At 64.3% G+C, this 23,416-nt stretch carries 19 protein-coding genes; 6 read left to right on the top strand and 13 right to left on the bottom strand.

Going from position 1 to position 23,416, the window contains the following annotated elements; translation table 11 throughout:
* Window positions 1–28 precede the first annotated feature (28 nt).
* Window positions 29–946, bottom strand: a complete 918-nt coding sequence (locus tag J0O65_RS26130) for a ChaN family lipoprotein (RefSeq protein WP_215410034.1) — start codon at window positions 944–946, stop codon at window positions 29–31.
* Window positions 947–1,135: 189 nt separating this feature from the next.
* Here J0O65_RS26130 and J0O65_RS26125 point away from each other — a divergent pair, with 189 nt between their 5' ends.
* Window positions 1,136–2,545 carry an FAD-binding oxidoreductase gene (locus tag J0O65_RS26125; protein ID WP_502793599.1) on the top strand — a complete coding sequence of 470 codons (1,410 nt, stop codon included), beginning with the start codon at window positions 1,136–1,138 and terminating at the stop codon, window positions 2,543–2,545.
* Here J0O65_RS26125 and J0O65_RS26120 read toward each other — a convergent pair whose 3' ends face one another.
* Entirely contained in the window at window positions 2,546–3,025 is a 480-nt protein-coding gene (locus J0O65_RS26120) for a GNAT family N-acetyltransferase (RefSeq protein WP_251374000.1), read from the bottom strand. It lies immediately after the preceding gene.
* A 39-nt stretch (window positions 3,026–3,064) separates the two neighbouring features.
* The gene (locus J0O65_RS26115) at window positions 3,065–6,208 is read right to left on the bottom strand and encodes an error-prone DNA polymerase (RefSeq protein WP_215410033.1); all 3,144 of its coding nucleotides are present in this window, start codon (window positions 6,206–6,208) and stop codon (window positions 3,065–3,067) included.
* A 97-nt stretch (window positions 6,209–6,305) separates the two neighbouring features.
* On the opposite strand from J0O65_RS26115, the gene J0O65_RS26110 reads away from it, so the two are divergent.
* The gene (locus J0O65_RS26110; RefSeq protein ID WP_215410032.1) at window positions 6,306–7,100 is read left to right on the top strand and encodes a PhzF family phenazine biosynthesis protein; all 795 of its coding nucleotides are present in this window, start codon (window positions 6,306–6,308) and stop codon (window positions 7,098–7,100) included.
* A 177-nt stretch (window positions 7,101–7,277) separates the two neighbouring features.
* Window positions 7,278–9,680, top strand: coding sequence for a TonB-dependent receptor plug domain-containing protein (locus J0O65_RS26105; protein WP_215410031.1), 2,403 nt, complete (start codon window positions 7,278–7,280; stop codon window positions 9,678–9,680).
* 76 nt (window positions 9,681–9,756) lie between these two features.
* On the opposite strand, the gene J0O65_RS26100 is transcribed toward J0O65_RS26105, so the two are convergent.
* Entirely contained in the window at window positions 9,757–10,383 is a 627-nt protein-coding gene (locus J0O65_RS26100) for a hypothetical protein (protein ID WP_215410030.1), read from the bottom strand.
* Window positions 10,384–10,514: 131 nt separating this feature from the next.
* On the opposite strand from J0O65_RS26100, the gene J0O65_RS26095 reads away from it, so the two are divergent.
* A complete protein-coding gene (locus tag J0O65_RS26095; RefSeq protein WP_215410029.1) occupies window positions 10,515–12,713 on the top strand; it encodes an OsmC domain/YcaO domain-containing protein in 2,199 nt (732 codons plus the stop codon).
* A 22-nt stretch (window positions 12,714–12,735) separates the two neighbouring features.
* Window positions 12,736–13,332, top strand: coding sequence for a 2-hydroxychromene-2-carboxylate isomerase (locus J0O65_RS26090; RefSeq protein ID WP_215410028.1), 597 nt, complete (start codon window positions 12,736–12,738; stop codon window positions 13,330–13,332).
* 6 nt (window positions 13,333–13,338) lie between these two features.
* On the opposite strand, the gene coaD is transcribed toward J0O65_RS26090, so the two are convergent.
* The 5 genes from coaD to J0O65_RS26065 form a co-directional block, all read right to left on the bottom strand.
* Window positions 13,339–14,484 carry a pantetheine-phosphate adenylyltransferase gene (gene coaD, locus J0O65_RS26085; RefSeq protein ID WP_215410027.1) on the bottom strand — a complete coding sequence of 382 codons (1,146 nt, stop codon included), beginning with the start codon at window positions 14,482–14,484 and terminating at the stop codon, window positions 13,339–13,341.
* A gap of 95 nt (window positions 14,485–14,579) precedes the next feature.
* Window positions 14,580–15,914, bottom strand: a complete 1,335-nt coding sequence (locus J0O65_RS26080; protein ID WP_046685864.1) for an ATP-binding protein — start codon at window positions 15,912–15,914, stop codon at window positions 14,580–14,582.
* A 2-nt stretch (window positions 15,915–15,916) separates the two neighbouring features.
* Window positions 15,917–16,576 carry a response regulator gene (locus J0O65_RS26075; RefSeq protein ID WP_034750756.1) on the bottom strand — a complete coding sequence of 220 codons (660 nt, stop codon included), beginning with the start codon at window positions 16,574–16,576 and terminating at the stop codon, window positions 15,917–15,919.
* A 31-nt stretch (window positions 16,577–16,607) separates the two neighbouring features.
* The gene (locus J0O65_RS26070) at window positions 16,608–18,116 is read right to left on the bottom strand and encodes a Do family serine endopeptidase (RefSeq protein WP_215410026.1); all 1,509 of its coding nucleotides are present in this window, start codon (window positions 18,114–18,116) and stop codon (window positions 16,608–16,610) included.
* Window positions 18,117–18,375: 259 nt separating this feature from the next.
* A complete protein-coding gene (locus tag J0O65_RS26065; protein ID WP_215410025.1) occupies window positions 18,376–18,846 on the bottom strand; it encodes an Hsp20 family protein in 471 nt (156 codons plus the stop codon).
* Between the two features lie 221 nt (window positions 18,847–19,067).
* Between J0O65_RS26065 and J0O65_RS26060 the strand changes: the two genes are divergently transcribed.
* Window positions 19,068–19,418, top strand: a complete 351-nt coding sequence (locus J0O65_RS26060) for a hypothetical protein (RefSeq protein WP_035827997.1) — start codon at window positions 19,068–19,070, stop codon at window positions 19,416–19,418.
* A gap of 78 nt (window positions 19,419–19,496) precedes the next feature.
* Here the strand turns inward: J0O65_RS26060 and J0O65_RS26055 are convergent, their stop codons facing one another.
* The 4 genes from J0O65_RS26055 to imuA all read right to left on the bottom strand — a co-directional run bounded on the left by J0O65_RS26055 (window position 19,497) and on the right by imuA (window position 23,240).
* Window positions 19,497–20,255, bottom strand: coding sequence for an alpha/beta hydrolase family protein (locus J0O65_RS26055; protein WP_215410024.1), 759 nt, complete (start codon window positions 20,253–20,255; stop codon window positions 19,497–19,499).
* A gap of 73 nt (window positions 20,256–20,328) precedes the next feature.
* Complete coding sequence (locus tag J0O65_RS26050) at window positions 20,329–21,033, bottom strand: glutathione S-transferase N-terminal domain-containing protein (protein ID WP_215410023.1); 705 nt, start codon at window positions 21,031–21,033, stop codon at window positions 20,329–20,331.
* 79 nt (window positions 21,034–21,112) lie between these two features.
* Entirely contained in the window at window positions 21,113–22,600 is a 1,488-nt protein-coding gene (locus tag J0O65_RS26045; protein ID WP_215410022.1) for a Y-family DNA polymerase, read from the bottom strand.
* Window positions 22,530–23,240 carry a translesion DNA synthesis-associated protein ImuA gene (gene imuA, locus J0O65_RS26040; protein WP_215410021.1) on the bottom strand — a complete coding sequence of 237 codons (711 nt, stop codon included), beginning with the start codon at window positions 23,238–23,240 and terminating at the stop codon, window positions 22,530–22,532. Before imuA ends, J0O65_RS26045 begins: the two co-directional genes overlap by 71 nt.
* Window positions 23,241–23,416: the final 176 nt, after the last annotated feature.

Raw genomic sequence — 23,416 nt, 5'->3', positions numbered from 1 at the left:
GCAGAACGCCCGGCGGACATGCGAGGATTTACTTGGCGCTGGCGACGGCGGGCAATGCCGGTGTGAACCAGACGAAATCCGCCTGCCGCGCCAGCACCGTGGCGCCCTGCTGTGCCAGCACCAGCACCAGCGGCGCCGGGCCGCCCGTCAAGTCCTGCACGTGCAGCGGCACGCCCAGGTCCTTGTGCGCATGGTAGGCGCCGGCGATCAACACGGCCGGCGCGGGTGCGGCCAGCAGGCGCTCGGCCATGCGGCGGTCGCGCTGCTGCTGCACCGACAGCATGGCGGCCAGGCGCGGCGCGTCGATCTGGTTGTCGTGCATGACGCGGATGATGTCCTTCAATTTGTCATGCACCTTGCCATCGTTGGCCAGGTTGCTGTGCTTGCCCTGCACGGCCGGCTGGTCGATGAACAGTTGCTTGATTTCGCCGCGGTCCAGGTTGGCCGACCAGACGGGATATGGCGCGCGCATCACGGTCATGACCAGGTCGCCATATTGCGCCCACTTCCAGCTCGGTTGCCACGCCAGCAGCTCGGCCACGTGTTCGGGGCGCACGACGGGGTCCGTCCGCAGCCACGGCTTGACCTTGTCCACCTTGGCTTGCTGGTCCGGGTTCAGCATTTCCAGCAGCACGCTGCCTTGCGGGCGCTGGTCCTGCAACTGCAGCAGCAGCCATCGCTCGATCTGGTGGTGGCTGAGCTGGTCATGCTGCTCGCCGATGATCACGCGCGGCGCGGCGGCCAGCTGGGCCAGCAATTGCTCGGCAGTCACGCGCTGGCCGCTGCGCAGGTCGACGATCTCGCCCAGCTGGCGCACATCTTGCGCAGAAGCGGACGCGGCCATCGTGGCGGCAGCCGTGCCGGTGGCGGGTGCGATGCTGCCGCAGGCGCTCAGCGCCAGCACGCAGGCGGGCAGGACGGCGGCGAGGGACAGGGGGAAGTTCATGGCATGGCCTTTCGGGTGGAAGCACGCATTGCAAAATCACTACTGGCGGGCATTTTAATAGAAATGATTCTCATTTACAACCAATGCACGGCACACCATGCGAATTCTTTTACAACTGGCAAAAAATCGATATGCCGCTTCGGTGAAATCCCCGGGCGCGGAGTAGAATAAAAAAAACGGAGGACTCGCGTGAATCAAACTGACCAGTTGGCGGTACTGAACAAACCGCTGCCCGCATCCCTTGCTGCCGTACTTTCCCTGATCTTTGCCGACCGCTTTTCCATGACGCAAGCCATGCGCGACCACCATGGCCGCGACGAGTCCAGCTATCCCCCCATGCTGCCGGACGCCGTCATTTTCGCCCATTCCACCGAGGAAGTGGCGGCTGCCGTCAAACTGTGCAGCGCGCACGACGTGCCCGTCATCGCCTACGGCAGCGGTACTTCGCTCGAAGGCCACGTGCTGGCCCTGCACGGCGGCGTGACGATTGACCTGTCGCAAATGAAGCAGATGGTCGCCGTGCATGCTGAAGACTTGACGGCCACCGTGCAGGCAGGCGTGACGCGCAAGCAACTGAATGAGGAACTCCGCGACACGGGCCTGTTCTTCCCCATCGACCCGGGCGCGAATGCGTCGCTGGGCGGCATGGCGGCCACGCGCGCCTCGGGCACGAATGCCGTGCGCTACGGCACCATGCGCGAAAACGTGCTGGCCCTGACGGTGGTGACGGCCGATGGCCGCATCATCAAGACGGGGACCAGGGCGAAAAAATCGTCGGCCGGCTACGACCTGACGCGTTTATTTGTCGGCAGCGAGGGAACGCTGGGCATCATCACGGAAGTGACGGTGAAACTGTACCCGCTGCCTGAAGCGATCTCGGCTGCCGTGTGCTCGTTCCCCGGCACGGGCGAAGCCGTCAGCGCCGTGATCCAGACCATCCAGATGGGTATTCCCGTGGCCAGAGTCGAGTTTCTCGATGAAAATGGCGTCACAGCCATCAACGCCTACGACAAGATGGCGCTGCCGGAGAAACCGCTGCTGCTGTTTGAATTCCACGGCACGCCGGCCAACGTGGCTGAGCAGGCGCAGCTGGTGCAAGCCATCACGGCGGAGCACGGCGCCAGCGATTTCGAATGGGCCAGCCGCCCCGAAGACCGCTCGCGCCTGTGGGCCGCGCGACATAACGCGTATTTCGCCCTGCTGCAGATGCGTCCCGGCAGCCGCGCCATTTCCACCGATTGCTGCGTGCCCATTTCGCGCCTGGCCGAATGCATCCTCGCCACCAAGGCCGATTGCGAAGCGCAGGGTCTCGTCTACGCCATCATCGGCCACGTCGGCGACGGCAATTTCCACGTGCAGATGCTGGTCGACCCCGATGACCCGGCCGACGTCGCGCGCGCGGAAAAGGTCAACAGCGACATGGTCACGCGCGCCATCGGCATGGACGGCACCTGCACGGGCGAGCACGGCGTGGGCATGCACAAGATGGCCTTCCTCGTGGAAGAGCATGGTGTAGGCGCCATCGACACCATGCGCGCCCTGAAACACGCGCTGGACCCGAAGAACATCATGAATCCGGGCAAGATCGTGCGCTGGTAATCAGGCCGTCCATTCCATGCGCATCGGCACAAACGCGATGCCGCCCGTCTCCACCTTCGGCCCCGTGGCGACAAAGCCCAGGCTTTCATACAGGGGCAAGGCGTAGGCCGAGGAATTGACGGTAAACGCCGTCACGCCGCCTTTTGCCAGCGACGCATCGCGGGCGGCCTGCCACAGGCGGCGCGCCATGCCGCGTCGGTGCAGGGCGCGCGGCACGAACATGTGGAACAGATGCGTGTTATCGCGCATGGCCACCACGCCGGCCAGTGCGCCATCGATATGCGCCAGCTGGTAAGCGTAATTGGGTAGCGACAGATAAGCTTCGATGGCGGGCTGGCGGCAGTGTTCGATGAACTTTTCCGCGCCCGCGCCGTCCGGGTGCAGGGTCAGAAAGGGCATCAGGTCGTCGATCAGGGCGACGATGGCGGGCGCGTCGGCGACCAGCGCTGGACGCAGTGTCGGTTCGGGTAAAGTCGTCATATGACAATCATGCCACCGCCTGGCCGACATAGCCAACCCTCAACAGAAATCGCGGCTGCTGGTGCGCAAGCGTCCCAGCAGATGCGACATGTCGACCAGGCGCTTGGCCACCAGGTTGCGCACCTGCCCTTCCCTTTGCCATACGCCATACACGCCCAGCAGCGGCGCGCTCAGCACTTCGCGCCGCTGGCTTTCCACCAGGTCGGGCCAGACGATGACATTCACCGTGCCCGTCTCGTCTTCCAGCGTCATGAAGATCACGCCCTTGGCCGTGCCCGGACGCTGGCGCACGGTGACGATGCCGCAGGCGCGCGCCAGCTGGCCATCCGTGTAGCTGGCCAGGCTGGCGGCGGGCAGGAAACGCTGTTCCAGCAATTGCCTGCGCAGCAGCGCCAGCGGGTGGCGGCCCAGGGTCAGGCCTTGCGCGCGGTAATCGCTGACGATGCTCTCGCCTTCCGTCGGCGCGGCCAGCACGGGCAAGTCCTCCTCATGCGTGATGGCGCGCAGCAAGTCCCGGTCCGGCACGGCACCGGCCGCCTGCCACAGCGCCTGGCGCCGGTGCCCGGCCAGCGCGTGCAGCGCGTTGCCGGCGGCCAGCACCTGCACGTCATGACGGTCCAGGCCGCCACGCCGCGCCAGGTCGGCCACGTCGGCGAAGGCGGCGATGGCGCGCGCATCCTCGATGCGCCAGGCCGCCTCGGCGCGCATGCCGAACAGGCTGTTCAAGCCCAGGCGCACGGCGGGCGCGGCCCCTTCCGCAGTCTCTTCCAACGCCGCTTCCCAGCCGCTGACGGCAACGTCGACGGGCAGCACTTGCACGCCATGGCGGCGTCCATCCTGCACCAGTTGCGAGGGACTATAAAAACCCATGGGCTGGCTGTTGAGCAAGGCGCACAGGAAGGCGGCCGGTTCGTGGCATTTCAGCCAGGAACTGGCGTACGTCAGCAAGGCGAAACTGGCCGCGTGCGACTCGGGAAAACCATATTCGCCAAAGCCCTCGATCTGGCTGAAGATGGCCTCGGCAAACTCCTTGTCGTAGCCATTCCCCACCATCGCATCGACGATGCGGTCATGGTAATTGTTCATGCCGCCCTTGCGTTTCCAGGCCGCCATGGCGCGCCGCAACTGGTCCGCTTCGCCGGGCGTGAAATCGGCCGCGATGATGGCCACCTGCATCACCTGCTCCTGGAAAATCGGGATGCCCAGGGTGCGTCCCAGCGCCTTGTCCAGGCCCTTCGGATACGCGACCGGTTCTTTCTGCTGGCGCCGCTGCAGATACGGATGCACCATGCCGCCCTGGATGGGGCCGGGGCGCACCAGCGCCACCTCGATGACGAGGTCGTAGAATTCACGGGGACGCAGGCGGGGCAGCATGCTCATCTGCGCGCGCGACTCGATCTGGAACACGCCGATGGTGTCGGCCTGGCACATCATGTCGTAGGTGGCCGGGTCTTCGGCGGGAATATCCTGCAAGCGGAATTGCTCGCCGCGCCGCGCACTCACCAGCTCCAGGGCGCGGCGCAGGGCCGACAGCATGCCCAGCGCCAGCACGTCGACCTTCATCAAACCCAGTTCTTCCAGGTCGTTCTTGTCCCACTCGATGACGCTGCGCTCGGCCATGGTGGCGTTTTCGATCGGCACCAGGCGCGACAATTTTCCTTGCGCGATGACGAAGCCGCCCGGATGCTGCGACAAATGGCGGGGAAAGCCCAGCAGCTGCTGCGCCAGGCCGGCCCACTGCTGCGACAATGCCGCCTCCGGGTCGAGCCCGCATTCGGCCAGGCGCTCCAGCAGGTCGCGCTTGCCATCGAACCAGCGATGCGCCTTGGCCACTTTTTCCACGATGGCCAGGTCGACCCCCAGCGCCCTGCCGCTGTCGCGCAGGGCGCTCTTCGGCCGGTAGCTGATCACCACGGCGGCCAGCGCGGCCCGCTCGCGCCCATATTTGCCATAGATATATTGAATCACCTCTTCGCGCCGCTGGTGCTCGAAGTCGACGTCGATGTCGGGCGGCTCGTTGCGCTCGCGCGACATGAAGCGCTCGACCAGCGAATTGCCGCGCGCCGGGTCCACTTCCGTGATGTGCAGGCAATAGCAGACGGCCGAATTGGCGGCCGAGCCCCGCCCCTGGCACAGGATGTTTTGTGAACGGGCAAAGCGCACGATGTCGTAGACGGTCAAAAAATACGGCTCGTAGGAAAGGTCGGCGATCAGTTCCAGTTCATGCTCGATCTGCTGCTGCACGTTGGCCGGAATACCCAGCGGAAAGCGGATGCGCGCGCCCGCATACGTTTCCTCGCGCAGATAGGTGGCCGGCGTGTAGCCGTGCGGCACCAGTTCCTCGGGGTAGTCATAGCGCAGGCTGTCGAGCGAAAACGTGCACATCCCCGCGATGCGCAGGGTTTCCGCCAGCGCCTGCGACGGATACACATTGGCCAGGCGCAAGCGCGCGCGCAGATGCTGTTCCGCGTTCTGCGCCAGCGCATAGCCGCACTCCCCCACGGGCTTGCCCACGCGGATCGCGCACAGGGTGTCGAGCAGGGGCTTGCGCGAACGCACGTGCATGCACACGTGGCCGACGGCCACCACGGGCAAGCCCAGCGCCTGCGCCGCCTCTTGCACGGCGCCGCGGTGCGCGTCATCCTGCGCCCGCTGCAGCAGGTTCAGGCCGATCCAGCTGCGCCCGCCGCCAAAGGTGGACGCCATCCACGCGCCCTGCGCGCGCACGTCTTCCGGCCGGGCCGGATAGCCGGGCAGCAAGATCATCAGGCAGCCGGGCAAGCCCTGCAAATGGGAAAATTCCGCCGATGGCGCGGCGAAATCGTCCGGCGTCAGCAGGTAGCGGCCCTTGGCCGCCCGCGTGCGCGCCATGGTAATCAGTTCCGACAAGTTGCCGTAACCGTCGCGGTCCTGCACCAGCGCCAGCAGGGACGGCCCCGCGCTGCCGTCGGTCTGCGTCAAATGAAAATGCGCGCCGATGATCAGCGGAAAACCGGCCCGCTTGGCCGTCGCATGGGCGCGCACGACGCCCGCGAGCGAACACTCGTCCGTGATGGCCAGCGCCTTGTAACCGAGCTGGACAGAGCGCGCCACCAGCTCTTCCGCATGCGAGGCGCCATGCAGGAAGCTGAAATTGCTCAGGCAGTACAACTCAGCATACTCGGGTAAGACTGCGCCCCACATGATCCACCTCAATACTGTACATAAACACAGTATATTATACTCATCTGAAAACGGCCATCTCAGTTATGCTGGGGTTTTACCTTTTGTCTCGACCGCCATGATCGTCCACTTATTAAAATGTTTCGGCGCCGCCCCCGGTGGCGGCAATGCGGCGCTGGTCGTGGAGCACGACCACGGCAGCGAAACGGCGCGTCAGTCCTTCGCCCGCGAACGCCAGGTCAGTGCCTGCGTCTTCCTCGACCGGCAAGCGGACGGCGCGGAGGGATGCCTCGTGCTCGACTATTTTTATCCGCACACGCGCAGCCCCCTGTGCCTGCACGCCACCCTGGCGGCCGCGCATGTGCTGCTGACGGCGCCCGGCGCTCCGGCGGCGCTGACGGTGACGACCGCCATGCATGGGCAAGCCCTGCAGCTGGTGCGCCGCGCGGAGGGATTGTTCATCGGCCTGGCGCCGCAGCCGGCGCCGGCCGTCACGGTGGAAAAATATATTCCGTCGGAACTGATGGGCCAACACATGCACTTGCTGTCGCCTCCCGTGATCGCCTCCGTCGGCAGCCCGAAGCTGCTGCTGGAAGTGGCCGACCGCACCACCCTGCGCGCGCTGCGGCCGAACCTGGAACTGATCGCCGACTGGAGCGCCTTGCACCAGGTCAGCGGCTGCTATGCGTATTGCCGCACGGGCGAGAACGCCTACGAAGGGCGCAACTTCAACCACCTCGACCCGGCGCTGGAAGACAGCGCCACGGGCGTGGCGGCGGGCGCGCTGGCGGCGCACTTGCAGCACTCGCTGAGCCTGTCGCAGGGCCACGTGACGCGGCAGCCCTGTCTGATCGAGGTGCAATACAGCGCGCAGGCAATCTGGGTGGGCGGCATGGTGCAACGCAGCACCTGAACGGGGCATGTTGCACCAGGACGAGGCAAGCGAGGCGGCGGCCAAAAGATAATCAACCAGGAAACAACAGTTACAGCGAATTTGTAATAACAAAACAAAGTATCGCTGGTGAATGCTGAAATGATGGCACTAGAATCAAGTCACGAATTTTGCTCATCAGCCACTTGGAGATACTGCGTGCCGACCCTCACCACCTTGCGTAAAGCAGTCCTCATCAGCCTGTACGGCAGCGCCGCCCTGGCCGCCTTCAGTCCCGCCGCCATGGCCCAGTCCACGGAAGCGGCCGCCACGGATGGCTCCGTGCAAACGGTCAGCGTGGTCGGTTCGCGCCGGGTCGCCAGTTCCGCCACCGACACCATGGTGCCGGTCGATATCATTCCGATTTCCAAGGTGGCCGAGCAAGGCGGCCAGTTTGACCTGGCGCAATCGCTGCAATACATCTCGCCCTCGTTCAACTCCACGCGCCAGACGGGCGCCGACGGGGCCGATCTGATCGATTCAGCCGCCCTGCGCGGCCTCGGCTCCGACCAGACCCTCGTGCTGGTGAATGGCAAGCGACGCCACACGACGGCCCTCGTCAACCTGTTCGGCGCGCGCAACCGCGGCAACACGGGCACGGACATGAATGCGATTCCCTTGCTGGCGATCAAGAACGTGCAAGTGCTGCGCGACGGCGCCGCCGCCCAGTACGGCTCGGACGCCATTGCCGGCGTAATCGATATCGAACTGAAGAAAAGCCTGGGCTGCGAAGCGGTGGCCGGCTACAGCCAGTACTCGGCAGGCGATGGCAAGAATTACATGACTTCCGCCTATTGCGGCATCGCGCTGGGCGACAAAGGCACCCTGGCCATCACGGGCGAATACCTGGACCGGGGCCGCTCGAACCGCGCCGACGCGGACAGCATGCGCATCATCGGCGACACCAAGTCCAGGAACAAGACCCTGTACATCAATGGCGACTACGCCACCAGCGGCACGGGCAAGCTGTACTTCACGGCCGGCGCGCAGACGCGCGACGCCTCGAGCGCCGCGTTCGGCCGCGGCGGCATCGGCAGCGACGACATCCCGTCGCGCAATTCGGCCGCCATGTACCCGGACGGTTTCGTGCCTTTCATTAACGGCAAGATCGACGACCAGTACGCCACCATCGGCCACCGCAGCCAGATCGGCGAATGGCATGCGGACTTTTCGCAAACCTATGGCTACAACAAGATGCGCTACGACATCAGCCATACCTTGAACGCCTCGATCGCCAATCTCGACCTGATGAACGGCGGCAAAGGCGTCAGCGCCAGCAACTATGACGCGGGCGGCTTTTCGTTCCAGCAACTGACCAGCAATGCCGATTTCAGCCGCTACTACGACACGGTGATGCGCGGCATGAACGTGGCCTTCGGCGCCGAGTACCGCAGCGAGCAATACAAGATCATGGCCGGCGAACCGGGCTCCTACAGCGACGCCGACGGCGTGGGCGTGGGCGGCAATGCAGGCAGCCAGGGCTTTCCCGGCTTCCAGCCCGGCGACGCCACCAAGGCCAAGCGCCACAGCATCGCCGCGTATGGCGACGTGGAGCTGGACTGGACGGAGCGCCTGAAAACCCAGGCGGCCCTGCGCTATGAAAAATTCAGCGACTTCGGCTCCACCGTGACGGGCAAATTGGCCGCCAGCTATAAAGTGGCGCCCAACGTGCTGCTGCGCGGCTCGGCCAGCACGGGCTTTCGCGCGCCATCGCTGCAGCAAGTGTATTTCTCGTCCACCTTCACCGACTTCATCGGCGGCGTCCCCACCGACGTGGTGCTGGCGCCGAACGGCGGCGCCGTCGCCAACGCGGCCGGCATCCCCAAGCTGAAAGAGGAAAAATCCACCAGCTTTACCTTGGGCGCCACCTGGACGCCGACGCAAGCCATTTCCGTGACGGCCGACTTGTACAACATCAAGATCAAGGACCGCATCGTGCTGTCGGGCCGCTTCAATGCCGACAACTACCCCGACCTGGCGGCGCGCCTGGCCCTGCTGGGCGTGGGCGAGGCGCAATTTTTCGTCAATTCCATCGACACGCGCACGCGCGGCCTGGACCTGACGGCCTCGCACAAGGGAGAGCTGGCCGGCAACCGCCTGAATACCTTCCTGGCCTTGAATTTGAGCAAAACGGAAGTGACGAAGGTCAAGACCCCGGATTCACTCAAAGGCTATGAAGACGTGCTGCTGTCCGAGCGCGAACGCCTGTTCATCGAACAGGGCGGCCCGCGCGCGAAAGCCACGCTGGGCTTCGACTACATCACGGGCAAGCTGGAGTCCGACCTGCGCATCATCTATTTTGGTCCGCAAACCCTGGGCACCTTCAGCGGCACGGCTGCCGGCGTGCCGAACGCCCATTACGCGGCCAAGACTTCGGCCGACCTGAGCTTCACCTACAGCATCAACAAGAACACCAAGCTGACCTTTGGCGGCAACAACATCTTCAACGTCAAGCCCACCACGCAAAACGCGGACGAGACGGACAACGGCTTCAAGTACGACAGCGTGCAGTTCGGCCTGAACGGCGCTTCGTATTTCGGGCGGCTGTGGGTGAAGTTCTGATCACTCTGCCCGCCTGAAAAAACAGCGGCTGCGCCAGCATGGGCAGCCGCTGTTTTTTATGCTGGCATCCACGTCTTCACGTCCAACCCGGATTGTCGCTTGACTTGAAATGACGAAACAGCGAATCGTAAGGCCAGCCGTCCTCGGCCACGACACTGCAATCGGTGGCGCGTACGCGGTCATGCAGCAATTTGACTGGATCAGCAATAACTGGAACAGGTAATGTATCCAATATCCGTTTCCTGGCAGCAGGAAATTCGGCATATTCATCTACGTAGTCCTGCTCGCTGAACCGAGCGGCCTGTCGCATCTCTTGCAAATTGCCACCATCTGAAAATTTGAGCAGGTCACGCCAGTAAGGCAACGCCAGCATCATGGCAATCAGCGCTGTGAGATTGGAAGCGATACAGCCCGCCTGCCCCTCGGATGTAACATACAGGACAGGGCGTCGTTCGACCTCGCCATCGCCGTACGCCAGAAAAACGCCACCGCTGCTTTCACCGGCCAGTACCATGAAAGGATTTTCTGGCTGCAGCGTGATCCAGGAGCTGTCCCGAGTGGCGCGACCAAGGTCAAAATCGCAATGCGATGCGAGCTCGTCCATCACAGTTTGCGATTTTTGTATATCAGCAAGAATAATCATAATAGAGAAACAACCTTCAGTGCGATAGGTGAAAAGCCATGGACTATCCGCTTGCTTCATAGCGGAACGTGCCTCCTTGGCCCGCTCCGGCGGCTTCCCGCCAGCACGGCCGCGGTGAACAATCTTTGCCCTGCGGCGGAAAGCACGGATAATAGCGCCTAACTCACTCAAGCACAGTATTGGATTACCTCATGGAAATTAAAGTCAACTTTCTCGACAAGCTGCGTCTCGAAGCCAAGTTCGACGATTTTACGGTCATCGCCGACCAGCCCATCCGCTATAAAGGCGATGGTTCGGCGCCTGGCCCGTTCGATTACTTTTTGGCATCATCGGCACTGTGCGCCGCCTACTTCGTGAAGTTGTATTGCGACACGCGCAATATTTCCACCGAGAATATCCGCCTGTCGCAAAACAATATTGTCGATCCCGAAAACCGTTACCAGCAGATTTTCAAGATCCAGGTCGAGTTGCCGGCCGATATCTCGGCCAAGGACCGCCAGGGCATCCTGCGCTCGATCGACCGTTGCACGGTAAAAAAAGTGGTGCAAACGGGCCCCGAGTTCGTCATTGAAGAGGTGGAAAACCTGGACGCCGATGCCCAGGCCTTGCTGGCCTTGAACCCGGCCCCTGGCGCGAGCACCTATATCGTGGGCAAGGATTTGCCGCTGGAACAGACCATCGCCAATATGTCGGGCCTGCTGGCGGGCCTGGGCATCAAGATTGAAATCGCCTCGTGGCGCAACATCATTCCGAATGTGTGGTCGCTGCATATCCGCGATGCGCATTCGCCCATGTGCTTTACCAACGGCAAGGGCGCGACCAAGGAAAGCGCGCTGGCGTCGGCCCTGGGCGAATATATCGAGCGCCTCAGCAACAACCATTTCTACGCCGGTTCGTTCTGGGGCAACGACATCGCCAACGCGGATTTTGTCCATTACCCGAACGAGCGCTGGTTCCAGCCGGGCCGCAAGGATGCGCTGCCGAAGGAGATTCTCGATGAATATTGCCTCGATATCTACAACCCCGATGGCGAGCTGCGCGGCTCCCACCTGATCGACACCAACTCCGGCAACGCCGAGCGCGGTATCTGCTCGCTGCCGTACGTGCGCCATTCCGATGGCGAGACCGTGTATTTCCCGTCCAACCTGATCGAAAACCTGTACGTCAGCAATGGCATGAGCGCCGGCAATACCCTCGTCGAAGCGCAGGTGCAATGTCTGTCGGAAATTTTTGAACGGGCCGTCAAGCGCGAGATCCTCGAAGGCGAAATCGCCCTGCCCGACGTGCCGCAGGACGTGCTGGCGAAATACCCGGGCATCCTGGCCGGCATCGCCGGATTGGAAGAGCAAGGTTTCCCCGTGCTGGTGAAAGATGCGTCGCTGGGCGGCGTGTATCCGGTGATGTGCGTCACCCTGATGAACCCGCGCACGGGCGGCGTGTTTGCCTCGTTCGGCGCGCACCCGAGCCTGGAAGTGGCGCTCGAGCGCAGCCTGACGGAATTGCTGCAGGGCCGCAGCTTCGAAGGCTTGAACGACTTGCCGCAGCCGACGTTTGCCAGCGAAGCCGTCACCGAGCCGAACAACTTCGTCGAACACTTCATCGATTCGAGCGGCATCGTCTCGTGGCGCTTCTTCAGCGCCAAGGCCGATTACGATTTTGTCGAGTGGGATTTTTCCGGCCACGGCGAGAACTCGAATGCCGAGGAAGCGGCGACCCTGTTCGGCATCCTCGCCGGCATGGGCAAGGAAGTCTACACGGCCGAGTACGACCAGCTGGGCGCCACCGCCTGCCGCATCCTCGTGCCCGGTTATTCGGAGGTGTATCCGGTCGAGGATTTGATCTGGGACAACACCAACAAGGCGCTGCTGTTCCGCGCCGACATCCTGAACCTGCATGGCCTGGATGATGCCAGCCTGGAAGACTTGCTCGACCGCCTGGAAAACAGCGAGCTCGACGAGTACGGCGACATCGCCACCCTGATCGGCATCGAGTTTGACGAAAACACGGTGTGGGGCCAGCTGACGACGCTGGAACTGAAGCTGCTGATTCATCTCGTCCTGCAGCAATTCGAGGAAGCGAAAGAGCTGGTGGAAACCTTCCTGCAGTACAACGACAACACGCTCGAACGCAAGCTGTTCTATCAAGCCTTGAACGTGGTGCTGGAAGTGGAACTCGATGACGAACTGGAGCTGGGCGACTACGTCGTCAATTTCCGCCGCATGTTTGGCGACGCCCGCATGGACGCGGTGCTGGGCTCGGTGGACGGCAGCGTGCGTTTCTTCGGCCTGACGCCGACCAGCATGCAACTGGAAGGCCTCGACCGGCACCAGCGCCTGATCGACAGCTTCAGGAAATTGCACGCGGCACGCGCCAGGGCGGCGGCCCGCTAGCACACCATCTGGTAGCAATGCCATGGCCACACTGGAATTCTGGTTCGATTTCGGCAGCAACTACAGCTACCTGAGCGCCATGCGCATCGACGCGCTGGCGCGTGAAAAGAAGGTGCAGCTCATCTGGAAACCCTTCCTGCTGGGCGTCGTCTTCAAGGCGCTGGGCTGGGAAACGTCGCCCTTCGTCTTGCAAAAAATCAAGGGCGACTACACGTGGCGCGACATGGCGCGCCAGTGCGACAAATACGGCTTGCCGTGGCGCCAGCCCGCCACCTTTCCCCGCACGGCCCTGCTGCCCATGCGCGTGGCCCTGGTCGGCGCGGACCAAGGCTGGATCGCGCCGTTTGCGCGCCGCATGATGACGATGAATTTTGCCGAAGACCGCGATATCGACAACATCGAGGCCGTCAGCGCGGTGTTGGCGGAACTGGGCCTGGACGCGCCCGCCATCGTCGCTCTGGCGTTGACACCGGACAACAAGCTGCGCCTGCGCCGCCAGACGCAGCAGGCGCAAGCGTTAAACCTGTTCGGCGCGCCCAGCTTCCTCAGCGACGGCGAACTGTTCTGGGGCAACGACCGGCTGGACGATGCGCTGGCGCACGCCGCCGCCCGCCCCTGACGGCCATCAACCGGCCAGCGCCGCGATCTCCTTCCGCATGTTTTCAATCGCCCGCTCGTTGTACTGGTCGGCAAAGTACGCATCGCCGAACAGCTGGCCCGCCTGCGCCTTGCCGCATAAATGCAGCAGGGCCAGTCCCCGCTGCTGCTTGAAGCGCACGGGGTCCACGTGCGCATATTCGCGGCCGATGGCTTGCGTGTAGGCGCGATACACCTCTTCATCCTGGCCGAGGATGGCCAGGTCGGCGCTGAGCATGGCGTCCTTCAGCGCGTGGCTGATGCCGGGCCCCTGGAAATGGTCGGTGGCGCGTATCAATTGCGCCACATCGAGGTTGTCACCCGCATCAAGGCCGCTAGCCAGCCACAGCTGGGCGCTCGCCTCTTCACTCGAATACAGGGCGTCGTCGTCGTGGCTGTAGACGGCGTCGTGGAACCAGAACGCCTTCTTCACCAGCGCGCTGTCGCGCTTGGAGGCATAGGTATTGTCGGCCCACACGCGGATCTCGGACAAGCCGTGCACGAGGTGGTCGAGGTTGTGATAGTGGCGCTCCGCGCCGCCATACGCTTGCGGCCCCGTCAGGTGGGCGAACCAGTGATCCGCCAGCGCGATGTCGGCCTCGGACGCGGTGGCGTAGTTCCACAGCGCTTGCCACTCCTTGCGCAGGCAGTCGAGTATCCACGCCTGGTAGGCCGGGCCGGGGACGAATTTCTTCATGGTCCAGTTCCAGCCCACGGGGCCTTCCAGCGCCTTGACGAAGCTGGAACTGACGGAGCCGAGGTCGCGCGGCGGCATGACGAAGATGGTCTTGGCGCCCGCAAGCACGTCCACATTCGTTTGCTGGATCAGGTTTTCATAGTCGAAATCGGCCGTCGTGCGGATGCCGCGGATCAGGTAGTCGCAGCCGTGCTTTTTCGCCGCGCGCGCCGTGTAGTCGCCCTTGACGATGACCACCTGCACATTGTCCCAGCCGCATTCGCGCGCGCTCTGCTCGATGATGCGCTTGCGGTCTTCGGCAGGGAACTGCGGCTTCTTGGCGGGGTTTTGCGACAGGAACACGATCACCTCGTCGGCGAGCGAACGCGCTTCGCCGATCACCCACATGTGGCCGTTGGTGATGGGGTCGAGGGTTCCTGAAAATCCGATCTTCTGCATGCTGCGCTCCGTGGTCTGGTTCTGCTTGTTTCGCAGACAATATAGGGCCACGGCGCGCGCGTCAATGCAACATGCCAAAGATCATGATCAAAACATTATTTTTTCACGGCTTGCGGGAATTCCACGCGCACGCACAGGCCGCCCAGGCGTTCGGATTTGTCCAGCACCAGGCGCGCCCCATGGCGCTCGGCGATGGCCTTGATGATGGCCAGCCCCAGGCCGCTGCCGTTGGCGTCCGTGCCGGGCACGCGATAGAAGCGGCTGAAGACGCGCTCGCGCTCCTCGGGCGGGATGCCGGGACCGCTGTCTTCCACCGACAAGGTCACGCCGACGGGGCTGGCGCGCAGGTCGATGTCGACCGTGCCGCCCTGCGGCGTGTACTTGATGGCGTTGTCGACCAGGTTGCGCAGCATGATGTTGAGCGCATCGGCCTGCCCCGCCACCTTGGCCGCATCCATGTGATGCAGGCCCAGGTCGATCTTGCGCGCCTGCGCGATGCCGGCCATGTCGCCCAGCGCGCGCTTGACGACATCGTTCAAGTCCACCGCCTGCAGCTGGTCGCCGCTGGCGGCGCTCGCTTCCTGGCGCGCCAGCACCAGCAGCTGCTCGACCAGGCGCGTGGCCCGCTCGATGCCGGCGCTGACGCGACTGATCGCCAGGCTGCGTTTTTCTTCCGATTCGGCCCGTTCCAGGCTCAACACCTGCAGTTTCAGGGCCGCCAGCGGCGTGCGCAATTCATGCGCGGCGTCGGCGACGAAATGCTGCTGCGCGTCGAACGCCGTCTTGACGCGCCCGAACAGCAAATTCAGTTCATGCACCAGCGGGCGCACTTCATCGGGCAAGCCCGCTTCCGAGACGGGCGACAGGTCGTCCGCCTGGCGCGCCGCCACCTGCTTGCGCACGCGCGAGACGGGCGCCAGCGAACCGCTGACGACCCACCAGACGACCAGCATCAGGATCGGCGCCATCAGCGCGATGGGCCCCACCGTGCGCAGCGCCAGGCTGCCGGCCATGCGCTTCCTGACGGCCATGTCCTGGGCGATCTGCACGGTCTGGGAACTGGTTTGCACGGAAAAGATGCGATAGGTGGTGCCGTTCGCCTTCACGTTGGAAAAGCCCAGCACGGCGCGCTGCGGCAGTTCCGCGCGCGTGATCGAGCGGAACACCTGCACGCCGTCCGGCGTCCACACCTGCACCACCATGTCGTTGTTGACGGGGTCGGCCGGCAAGGCTTGCGCATGGTTGGCCAGCGGCGCTCCCGAGCGCAGCGACAGGGCCATCTGCTGCATGTGGTAATCGAAGATCTGGTCGGCGTCATACAGCGCGCTGCGGTAGGCGATTGACGCCTGCGCCAGGGCCGCCATGATGATGGCCGCCAGCAGGAACCACAGCAGGCGGCCGCGCAGCGAATGCGTCACCGTAACCTTCATCCTCATGCCTTGGGCACCATGTAGCCGAGGCCGCGCACGTTCTGGATCAGGTCGCTGCCCAGCTTCTTGCGCAAGCCATGGATATACACTTCCACGGCATTGCTGTTGACTTCATCCTTCCAGCTGTACAGTTTTTCTTCCAGCTGCGCGCGCGACAGCACGATGCCGGGGCGCGCGATCAAGGCTTCCAGTACGGCCCATTCGCGCGCCGACAGGTTGACCGGATGGCCTTCGGCGATCACTTCGCGCGTCAGCGGATTGATACTCACTCCCTGGTGCTCGAAGACCGGCTCCGGCCGCCCCGAGGCGCGCCGCAGCAGGGCGCGTATGCGCGCCAGCAATTCGTCGAGGTCATACGGTTTCAGGACGTAATCGTCGGCGCCCGCGTCCAGGCCCGCGATGCGCTGCTCGATGGCGTCGCGCGCCGTGGCCACCAGCACCGGCGTGTCGAGCTTGCGCAGGCGCATCGAGCGCAGCACGTCGAGGCCATCCTTGCGCGGCAAGCCCAGGTCCAGCAGCACCAGGTCATAGGTCTGCGTCTGCAGGGCCGTGTCGGCCATGTCGCCATCCTTGACCCAGTCCACCGCGTAATGCTCGGCGCGCAGCAAGTCGAGCACCACCTCGCCGATCATCGTATCGTCTTCTACCAGCAATAAGCGCATGGCTTGCCTTTCTATCTCGTTACTCTTGTGTTCAACCCAGCCGCACGGGGATAAAAATCTTGTCCGGTCCCCGCTGGATCAGCAAGGCCACCGACTTGGCGGATTTTTCCACCACGTCGCGCACCTGCTCGACCGTGTTGACGGGACGGCCATTGACCGACAATAGCACGTCGCCCGGCTGCACTCCGGCATTCGCGGCGGCGCCGCCGGCGTCTTCCACCAGCAGGCCGGCGCTGATGCCCGCCTCGCGTTTTTCATCCGATTGTAACGGACGCAGGGCCAGGCCCAGCTTTACCTTGCCGGCGGCGCTGTCGCTCTTCGCCACTTCGGCCACCTTGTCGGCGGCATTGCCCAGGGTTGCCGTCAGGCTGACGATCTTGCCATCACGCCAGACATCCATGCTGATCTTGTCGCCTGGCAAGGACGTACCCACCAGCGCCGGCAAGTCGGCCGAGCCGATGATGCGCTGGCCATTCACCTTGCGCACCACGTCGCCCGATTTCAGGCCCGCCTTGTCGGCCGGGCTGCCCCGCTCCACGTTGGCCACCAGCGCGCCTTCCGGCGTGGCCAGCTTGAACGAATCGGCAAAGCCCTGGTTGACTTCCTGCACCGTCACGCCCAGCTTGGCGTGGCTGGCCTTGCCCGTGGCGACGATCTGGTCCTTGATGCGGCCGGCCAGGTCGATGGGGATGGCGAACGACAGGCCCTGGAAGCCGCCCGTCTGGCTGTAGATCTGCGAATTGATGCCGACCACTTCGCCGCGCGTGTTGAACAGCGGACCGCCCGAGTTGCCGGGGTTCACCGCCACGTCCGTCTGGATGAAGGGCACATTGCTGTCGTCCGGCAGGGAACGGCCCTTGGCGCTGACGACGCCCGCCGTCACCGTGCTGTCGAAGCCATAAGGCGAACCGATGGCCAGCACCCACTCGCCCACTTTCAGGTCGCTCGAATGGCCGAGCGGCACGACGGGCAGGTTGTTGGCGTCGATCTTCAGCACGGCGATGTCCGTCTTCGGATCCGTGCCCAGCACCTTGGCGCGGAATTCGCGGCGGTCGTTGAGCTTGACGGTCACTTCGCGCGCATCGCGCACCACGTGGGCGTTCGTCATGATGACGCCGTCCGGGCTGACGATGAAGCCGGAGCCGAGGCCGTGCGTGGGCACGTCGCGGCCACCGCGCTGCCCGCCTTGCGGCCCCTGGAAGCGGCGGAAGAATTCGAAGAAGGGGTCGTTGCCGAAATCGTCGTTGCCGGCCTGGGCCGAGGGGTCATAGGCCACCTTGGTGCTGCCCGTGACGCTGATGTTGACGACGGCCGGGCTGTTGCGCGCGGCGATCTGGCTAAAGTCGGGCAAGGCCACCAGCGGCGCGGCAGCGGTGGCAGGCGCCACGGCGGCAGCCACGGGGGCGGCCGCGGCCGCATTCGCGCCGGCATTGTTCTGATGTACCACCATGGCGCCGCCGGCGCCCAGCACACCGATCGCGGCCAGCGCGGCTACGGTGCGTTTGATTTTCAGGGATGCGGTATTCGTTTGCTGTTCCATGAATTGCTCCTCATTCAATGAGATTTTGATGTATGCAATAGTGGGCCACGAGTCTTAGGCGGTGCTTAACATTTTTCCATTTGGAAACAGGCATTTGCGCCTTTAAGCATGGTTTAATCTTGCGTGCCGCGCGCACCGTGCATGGCGGGCAATGAAGGCCCCGAACGGGCTCCGGACGTGACACTGGCCGGATCAACCGGCCAGTATTTTACTGCATGAAGGGAACCTGCCCGGGCGCCCTTAGGGCGCCACGATCAGATCAGGCCGCCTGACGCTGTTCCAGCGCATTCACGTTGGCGGCGGTGGCGCCGCTGACGGAGCCGATCTCGATCTTGCGCGGTTTCAGCGCCTCCGGTACTTCACGCACCAGGTCGATGGTCAGCATGCCGTTTTCAAACGTGGCGCCCGTGACCTTCACGTGGTTGGCCAGCTGGAAGCGCTGCTCGAAATCGCGGGCAGCGATGCCGCGGTGCAAGAACGTGCGCTCGACGCCATCTTTCTGCTTGCGGCCCGTGACGTGCAGCGAGTCGCGTTCGGTGATGATGTCGATCTCTTCGCGCGAGAAGCCGGCCAAAGCCATCACGATGCGGTACTTGTCTTCCGACACCAGTTCGATGTTGTAGGGTGGATAGCTCGGTTGCGCATCGGCGCGCTGTTCATTGAGCAGTTGTGCCAGACGGTCAAAGCCAATGGCGGAACGATACAGAGGAGCAAGGTCAAAAGTACGCATGATAAATATCCTTTTCAAATGAAGCGATAAGAGGGGCGGACCTCACCGTGAGCATCCGCCTGTTACCGATATACGGCCTCTCCAGCCCCTTTCAAGGCCTTGAAATCGGCGCAAGACGCCCCATACGGCAAAGAATTTGTAAGAAATTTTTACATGCCCCATCCAGGGACGGGTTGCATGACGCCCCTCTGCGGGGCCGGTTTTTGGTGTATGCTGGCGGCATGAACAATGACACCGACATCCAGCTCAGCGGCCCCTTCAAGGCCACCGACGGCTCCGGCCGTGCCCACGACATCAAGGCCATCCGCATCTTCGACGAAGGCTACGGCATCATCGACGTCTACGTCGATTTCGCCGCCCCGCTCGAAGCGGGTGCCTACAAGGACAAGACCCTGGTCGGCCACATCCTGGCCCGCCTGCGCAGCCTCGGCTACGTGGGTCCCGACTTCGGCCACGGCGACCTGGGCTTGCAAGACAAGAAACTGATCGTCCTGGAAGCACCGGAAGAATTCTCCGCCTTTGCAATCAGTAAAGGCTGGAAGGATCTTTCTGCAGAGTTCGACGAGGACTGATCCTCTTTCTTCCCCCATCTGCGCCGTACCCGCGACTTGCCGGTACGGCGTTTTTCATGGGCGACAGCTTAGTTCAGCTTAGTTCAAATAACGCGCGCTCCACGCGGCGATGACGTTGGCGACATACGCCGCGTCATCGCGCCCCGTCAGCAAGTGGTCGGCGTCGTCGAGCGAAACGAAGCTTTTCGGGTGCTTCGCGGCCGTAAAGATATCCATCGCGTTCGACAGGCTCACCGTCGTGTCGTTCGGTGCATGCATCACCAGCAGGGCGCGGCGCAGGCCGGCGATGTGCTCCTTCAAGCTGTGGCTGCCCGCGTCGTCGACGAATTGCTGGCGGATGCGGAAAGGCCGCCCTTCCAGCCGCACCAGCGCCTCGCCCTCGGCGGCGATTTGCTCCAGGTGTGCGCTGAACATGCGCGTCACATACGCGGGCGTGCTCGGTGCGGCCAGGGTGGCGATGGCGGTGGCTTCCGGCACTTGCGCGGCGGCGGCCAGCACGGCGGCGCCGCCCAGGCTATGGCCGATCAGCAATTGCGGCGCGGCATGCCTGGCCCGCAAAAAGTCGGCGGCGGCGACCAGGTCGTCCACGTTCGACGAGAAATTGGTGGCGGCGAACTCCCCTTCGCTGGCGCCCAGCCCCGTGAAGTCGAAGCGCAGCACGGCGATGCCGTGTTCCGTCAAGCCTTGCGCGATGCGCCGCGCGGCCAGCACGTCCTTGCCGCAGGTAAAGCAGTGGGCAAACAGCGCGTAGGCGCGGATGGCGCCGTCGGGGGCATCGAGCCGCGCCGCCAGCACATGGCCGTGCGCGCCGGGAAAATCTTGCCGGGTGGATTTCATACAGTGTCAAGTCTCAAGCTGCCGCACAGGGCGGCCGAAGGCGCATTGTAGCGCCGCCCGGCCGCCGCCTGTTTTATCCGCGTTGCGGGATGTCGATCCCCTTGATGACGGCGGGACGGGCAAGGAAGGCGTCCAGCGCGCGCTGCACGTTCGGGAAATGGGCAAACCCGACGAGCTCGCCGGCGCCATAGAAGCCCACCAGGCAGCGCACCCACGGGAAGATGGCGATGTCGGCAATCGTGTACTGGCTACCCATGATCCAGTCGCGGCCCTGCAGGCGCTGCTCGAGCACGCCCAACAGGCGCTTCGCTTCACCCAGATAGCGTTCCAGCGGACGCTTGTCTGCGTAGTCCTTGCCGGCGAATTTGTGGAAGAAACCCACCTGGCCGAACATGGGGCCGATACCGCCCATCTGGAACATCAGCCATTGGATCGTTTCATAGCGCAAGCCCGCGTCCTGCGGGATGAACTTGCCCGTCTTCTCGGCCAGGTACAGCAGGATGGCGCCCGACTCGAACAGGGCCAGCGGCTTGCCACCGGGGCCGTCGGGGTCGAGGATGGCGGGAATCTTGTTGTTCGGATTGAGGGACAGGAAGGCGGGCGACAGCTGGTCGTTCCGCTCGAAGCTGACCAGGTGCGGCTCGTACGCCAGGCCCAGCTCTTCCAGCAGGATGGAGACCTTGATGCCGTTCGGCGTCGGCAGCGAATACAGCTGCAGGCGCTCGGGATGCCGGGCAGGCCATTTCTCGGTGATGGGGAAGTCGGAAAGTTGGGACATGAAAATCCTTAATGAAGTGGATGACGCGGCACAAGCAAGCAAGTATAGCCAAGCATGGCAATTTCAGCAGGACAGCCCTTCAGCCAAACAAGCCATGCAGGAACCAGCGCGGCGCGGCATCCTCGCCGCTGCCGGCGACGCGTTCGCGGTAGACCCAGTAATGGGCGTGGTCGAGTCCTTCGGCGATGAAATAATCGCGCGCCTGCGACTGGCCCCACCAGCCCGCCTCAATGCGTTCGGCCACGGACACCATTTTCAAAGGCGAGCCATAAAACGGCCGGTGTTCGCGCATCAAGAGGGCGATGGGCTGGGCCAGCAGCCAGCCGGGACGGGGCATGCCGGGCAAGCCGGGCGGCAAGTCGGGTGGCGCGCTTTTCCCGCTGGCCCTGGCCGGCAGCGGCAGCCACTGGTTGGCCGCTTCGGGCCGGTAATCGGCGCGCGGCGCGGCCTGCAAGACATTCTCGCTACCCAGGCGCGCCACCAGCAATTCCAGCAGGCGCTGGCGTTCCTGCGGCGTGCCGCCCGGCTCGGGGAACAGGCTCTCGCTGGGCGGCGCCATCGGCTGCACCTGCAGCGCTTCCAGGGTGAGGCCGATCACGGGCGCGTCCAGCGCCAGCTGCGCCAGGCGCTCCTTGAGCAAGCGCACCAGGTGCTCGTCGCGCCAGACGGCTTCGCCCAAGGCCAGGTCGATGACGGTGGGCGGGCGCGCCACCCTGCCCCGCTCGTGCGCCAGCAGCAACTGGATGCGCTCGACGGCAAATTGGCGCGCGCACAGCCAGCCCGTCATTTGCTGCAGCAGCCGGCGCGCGCCGAACAGCAGCGCGTCGGCGTGCTCCACGCGGTCGAACAATTCCAGGCTGGCGCGGAAGGTGAGCGGCGCTTCGAGCCACACGAACAATTCCGTGCCGTGTCCATGCGCCTCGTCGAGCATGTCCAGCAGGGCCGCGCCGCAGCGGCGCTGCAGGCCGGGCCGGGGCAAGTGGCGCAACTGCCCCAGGGTGCGGCAACCGATGCCATCGAACCAGTCGAGGTAAGGGCGCGCGGGCGGCAGCAAGGCGCACGGCAGGAGGTCGAGACGGCGCACGAGACTCTGCATGCCCAGCACGCGGCCCCGGCGCGTGCCGGCGCGCGCCAGCAGCCAGGCGCCGCGCGCCGTGGGGGCGCACGACAGCTGGGCCGTGTAGCCGAGCGCGCGCAAGCTGGCCGCGATGTGCCGGCACAGGGCGCGCACGCCGCCGAACAGGCGCAGGCTGGCGCCCGCATCGACCAGCAGGGTCGCTTCCTCGCCCTGCGCCACCAGCGGCGAGTATTGCAGCAGCGCCAGCGCCACCGCCTGCAGGGCTTGCGCTTCCAGCTCCGGCGAACGTTCGTGCAGGCGCGCCTGCGGCGCCAGCATCAGGGCGCCCGCGCGGCGCATGCCCGGCTTGACGCCGGCCGCCCGCGCCAGCGGCGACAGCGCCATCACTTGCTCCTGCTCCAGCACCACGCCGAGCATGTCAGCCGACCAGCGCGGGCAGAACACTTCGAGCGGGAGCCGGGGCAGGCACAGGCCGATCCAGAGTCGCATGACGCAGCAGTAAAGAAGGTGGTTGCAGGGGCAGGAACAGGGGCGCGTCGCGCTGCGGTCCCCGACGCTTGATGAAGCCGATCTCGATGCCGCCGGCGGCCGGGCGCACGGACAGGCGCAGCGGCGCAGGCGACGCATCCTGCGCGCCGTGCAAGGGGCGCAGCATGCAGAACAGGGTGTTGCCGGACTGCGCGGCCAGGTGCAGGCGGCGCAGGCTGTCGGCGCGCACGTGCGATTGCCAGAACAGCAAGGCGCCGCACGTGCCGCTGCGCAAAATGTTTTCCGCCGCCCACAAGGCATCCTTGCTGCCGGCGCTCTTGAGCCACAGCAGTTGCGACGGCGCCAGGCCCTGCGCGGCCAGGGCCAGCGCCTGCGGCGGATGCGGCGGTTGCAGCAGCACGATGGGCAAGCCCGGCAGCTGCGCCAGTGCGGGCGCCAGCAGGCGCAATTCGCCGCTGCCCGGCTGTTGCACCAGCAGATCGATGAGGCTGCCGCTGGGCCAGCCGCCGCCGGGCAGTTGCGCGGACAGGGCGGCAAAGCCCGTGTCCAGGCAGCGCGTGGCGCCCTGGCCCAGCTGCGATGCGCGCCATAAAGACGGGTGCAAGGCTTCCGGCGCGGCCATCAATTCGGAATGTTGCATAATTGAATATGAAGATAAATACTGTATGCATGTACAGTACTATCCAGCTCCGCTTTTGGCAAGGCTTATCTGCTCGGCGCTTTCCCGCAGGCCGTCCCGCCATGTCCGAAAAACCCCGTTTTTGGCATCGATTGCTGTACCATAAGCACTCTCCTTACCGCTCGGCAATGCACCGG

This window comes from Janthinobacterium sp. JC611 (genome assembly GCF_018682595.1).
GTDB lineage: Bacteria > Pseudomonadota > Gammaproteobacteria > Burkholderiales > Burkholderiaceae_D > Janthinobacterium.
This window is presented reverse-complemented; position numbering and strand designations above follow the sequence as displayed.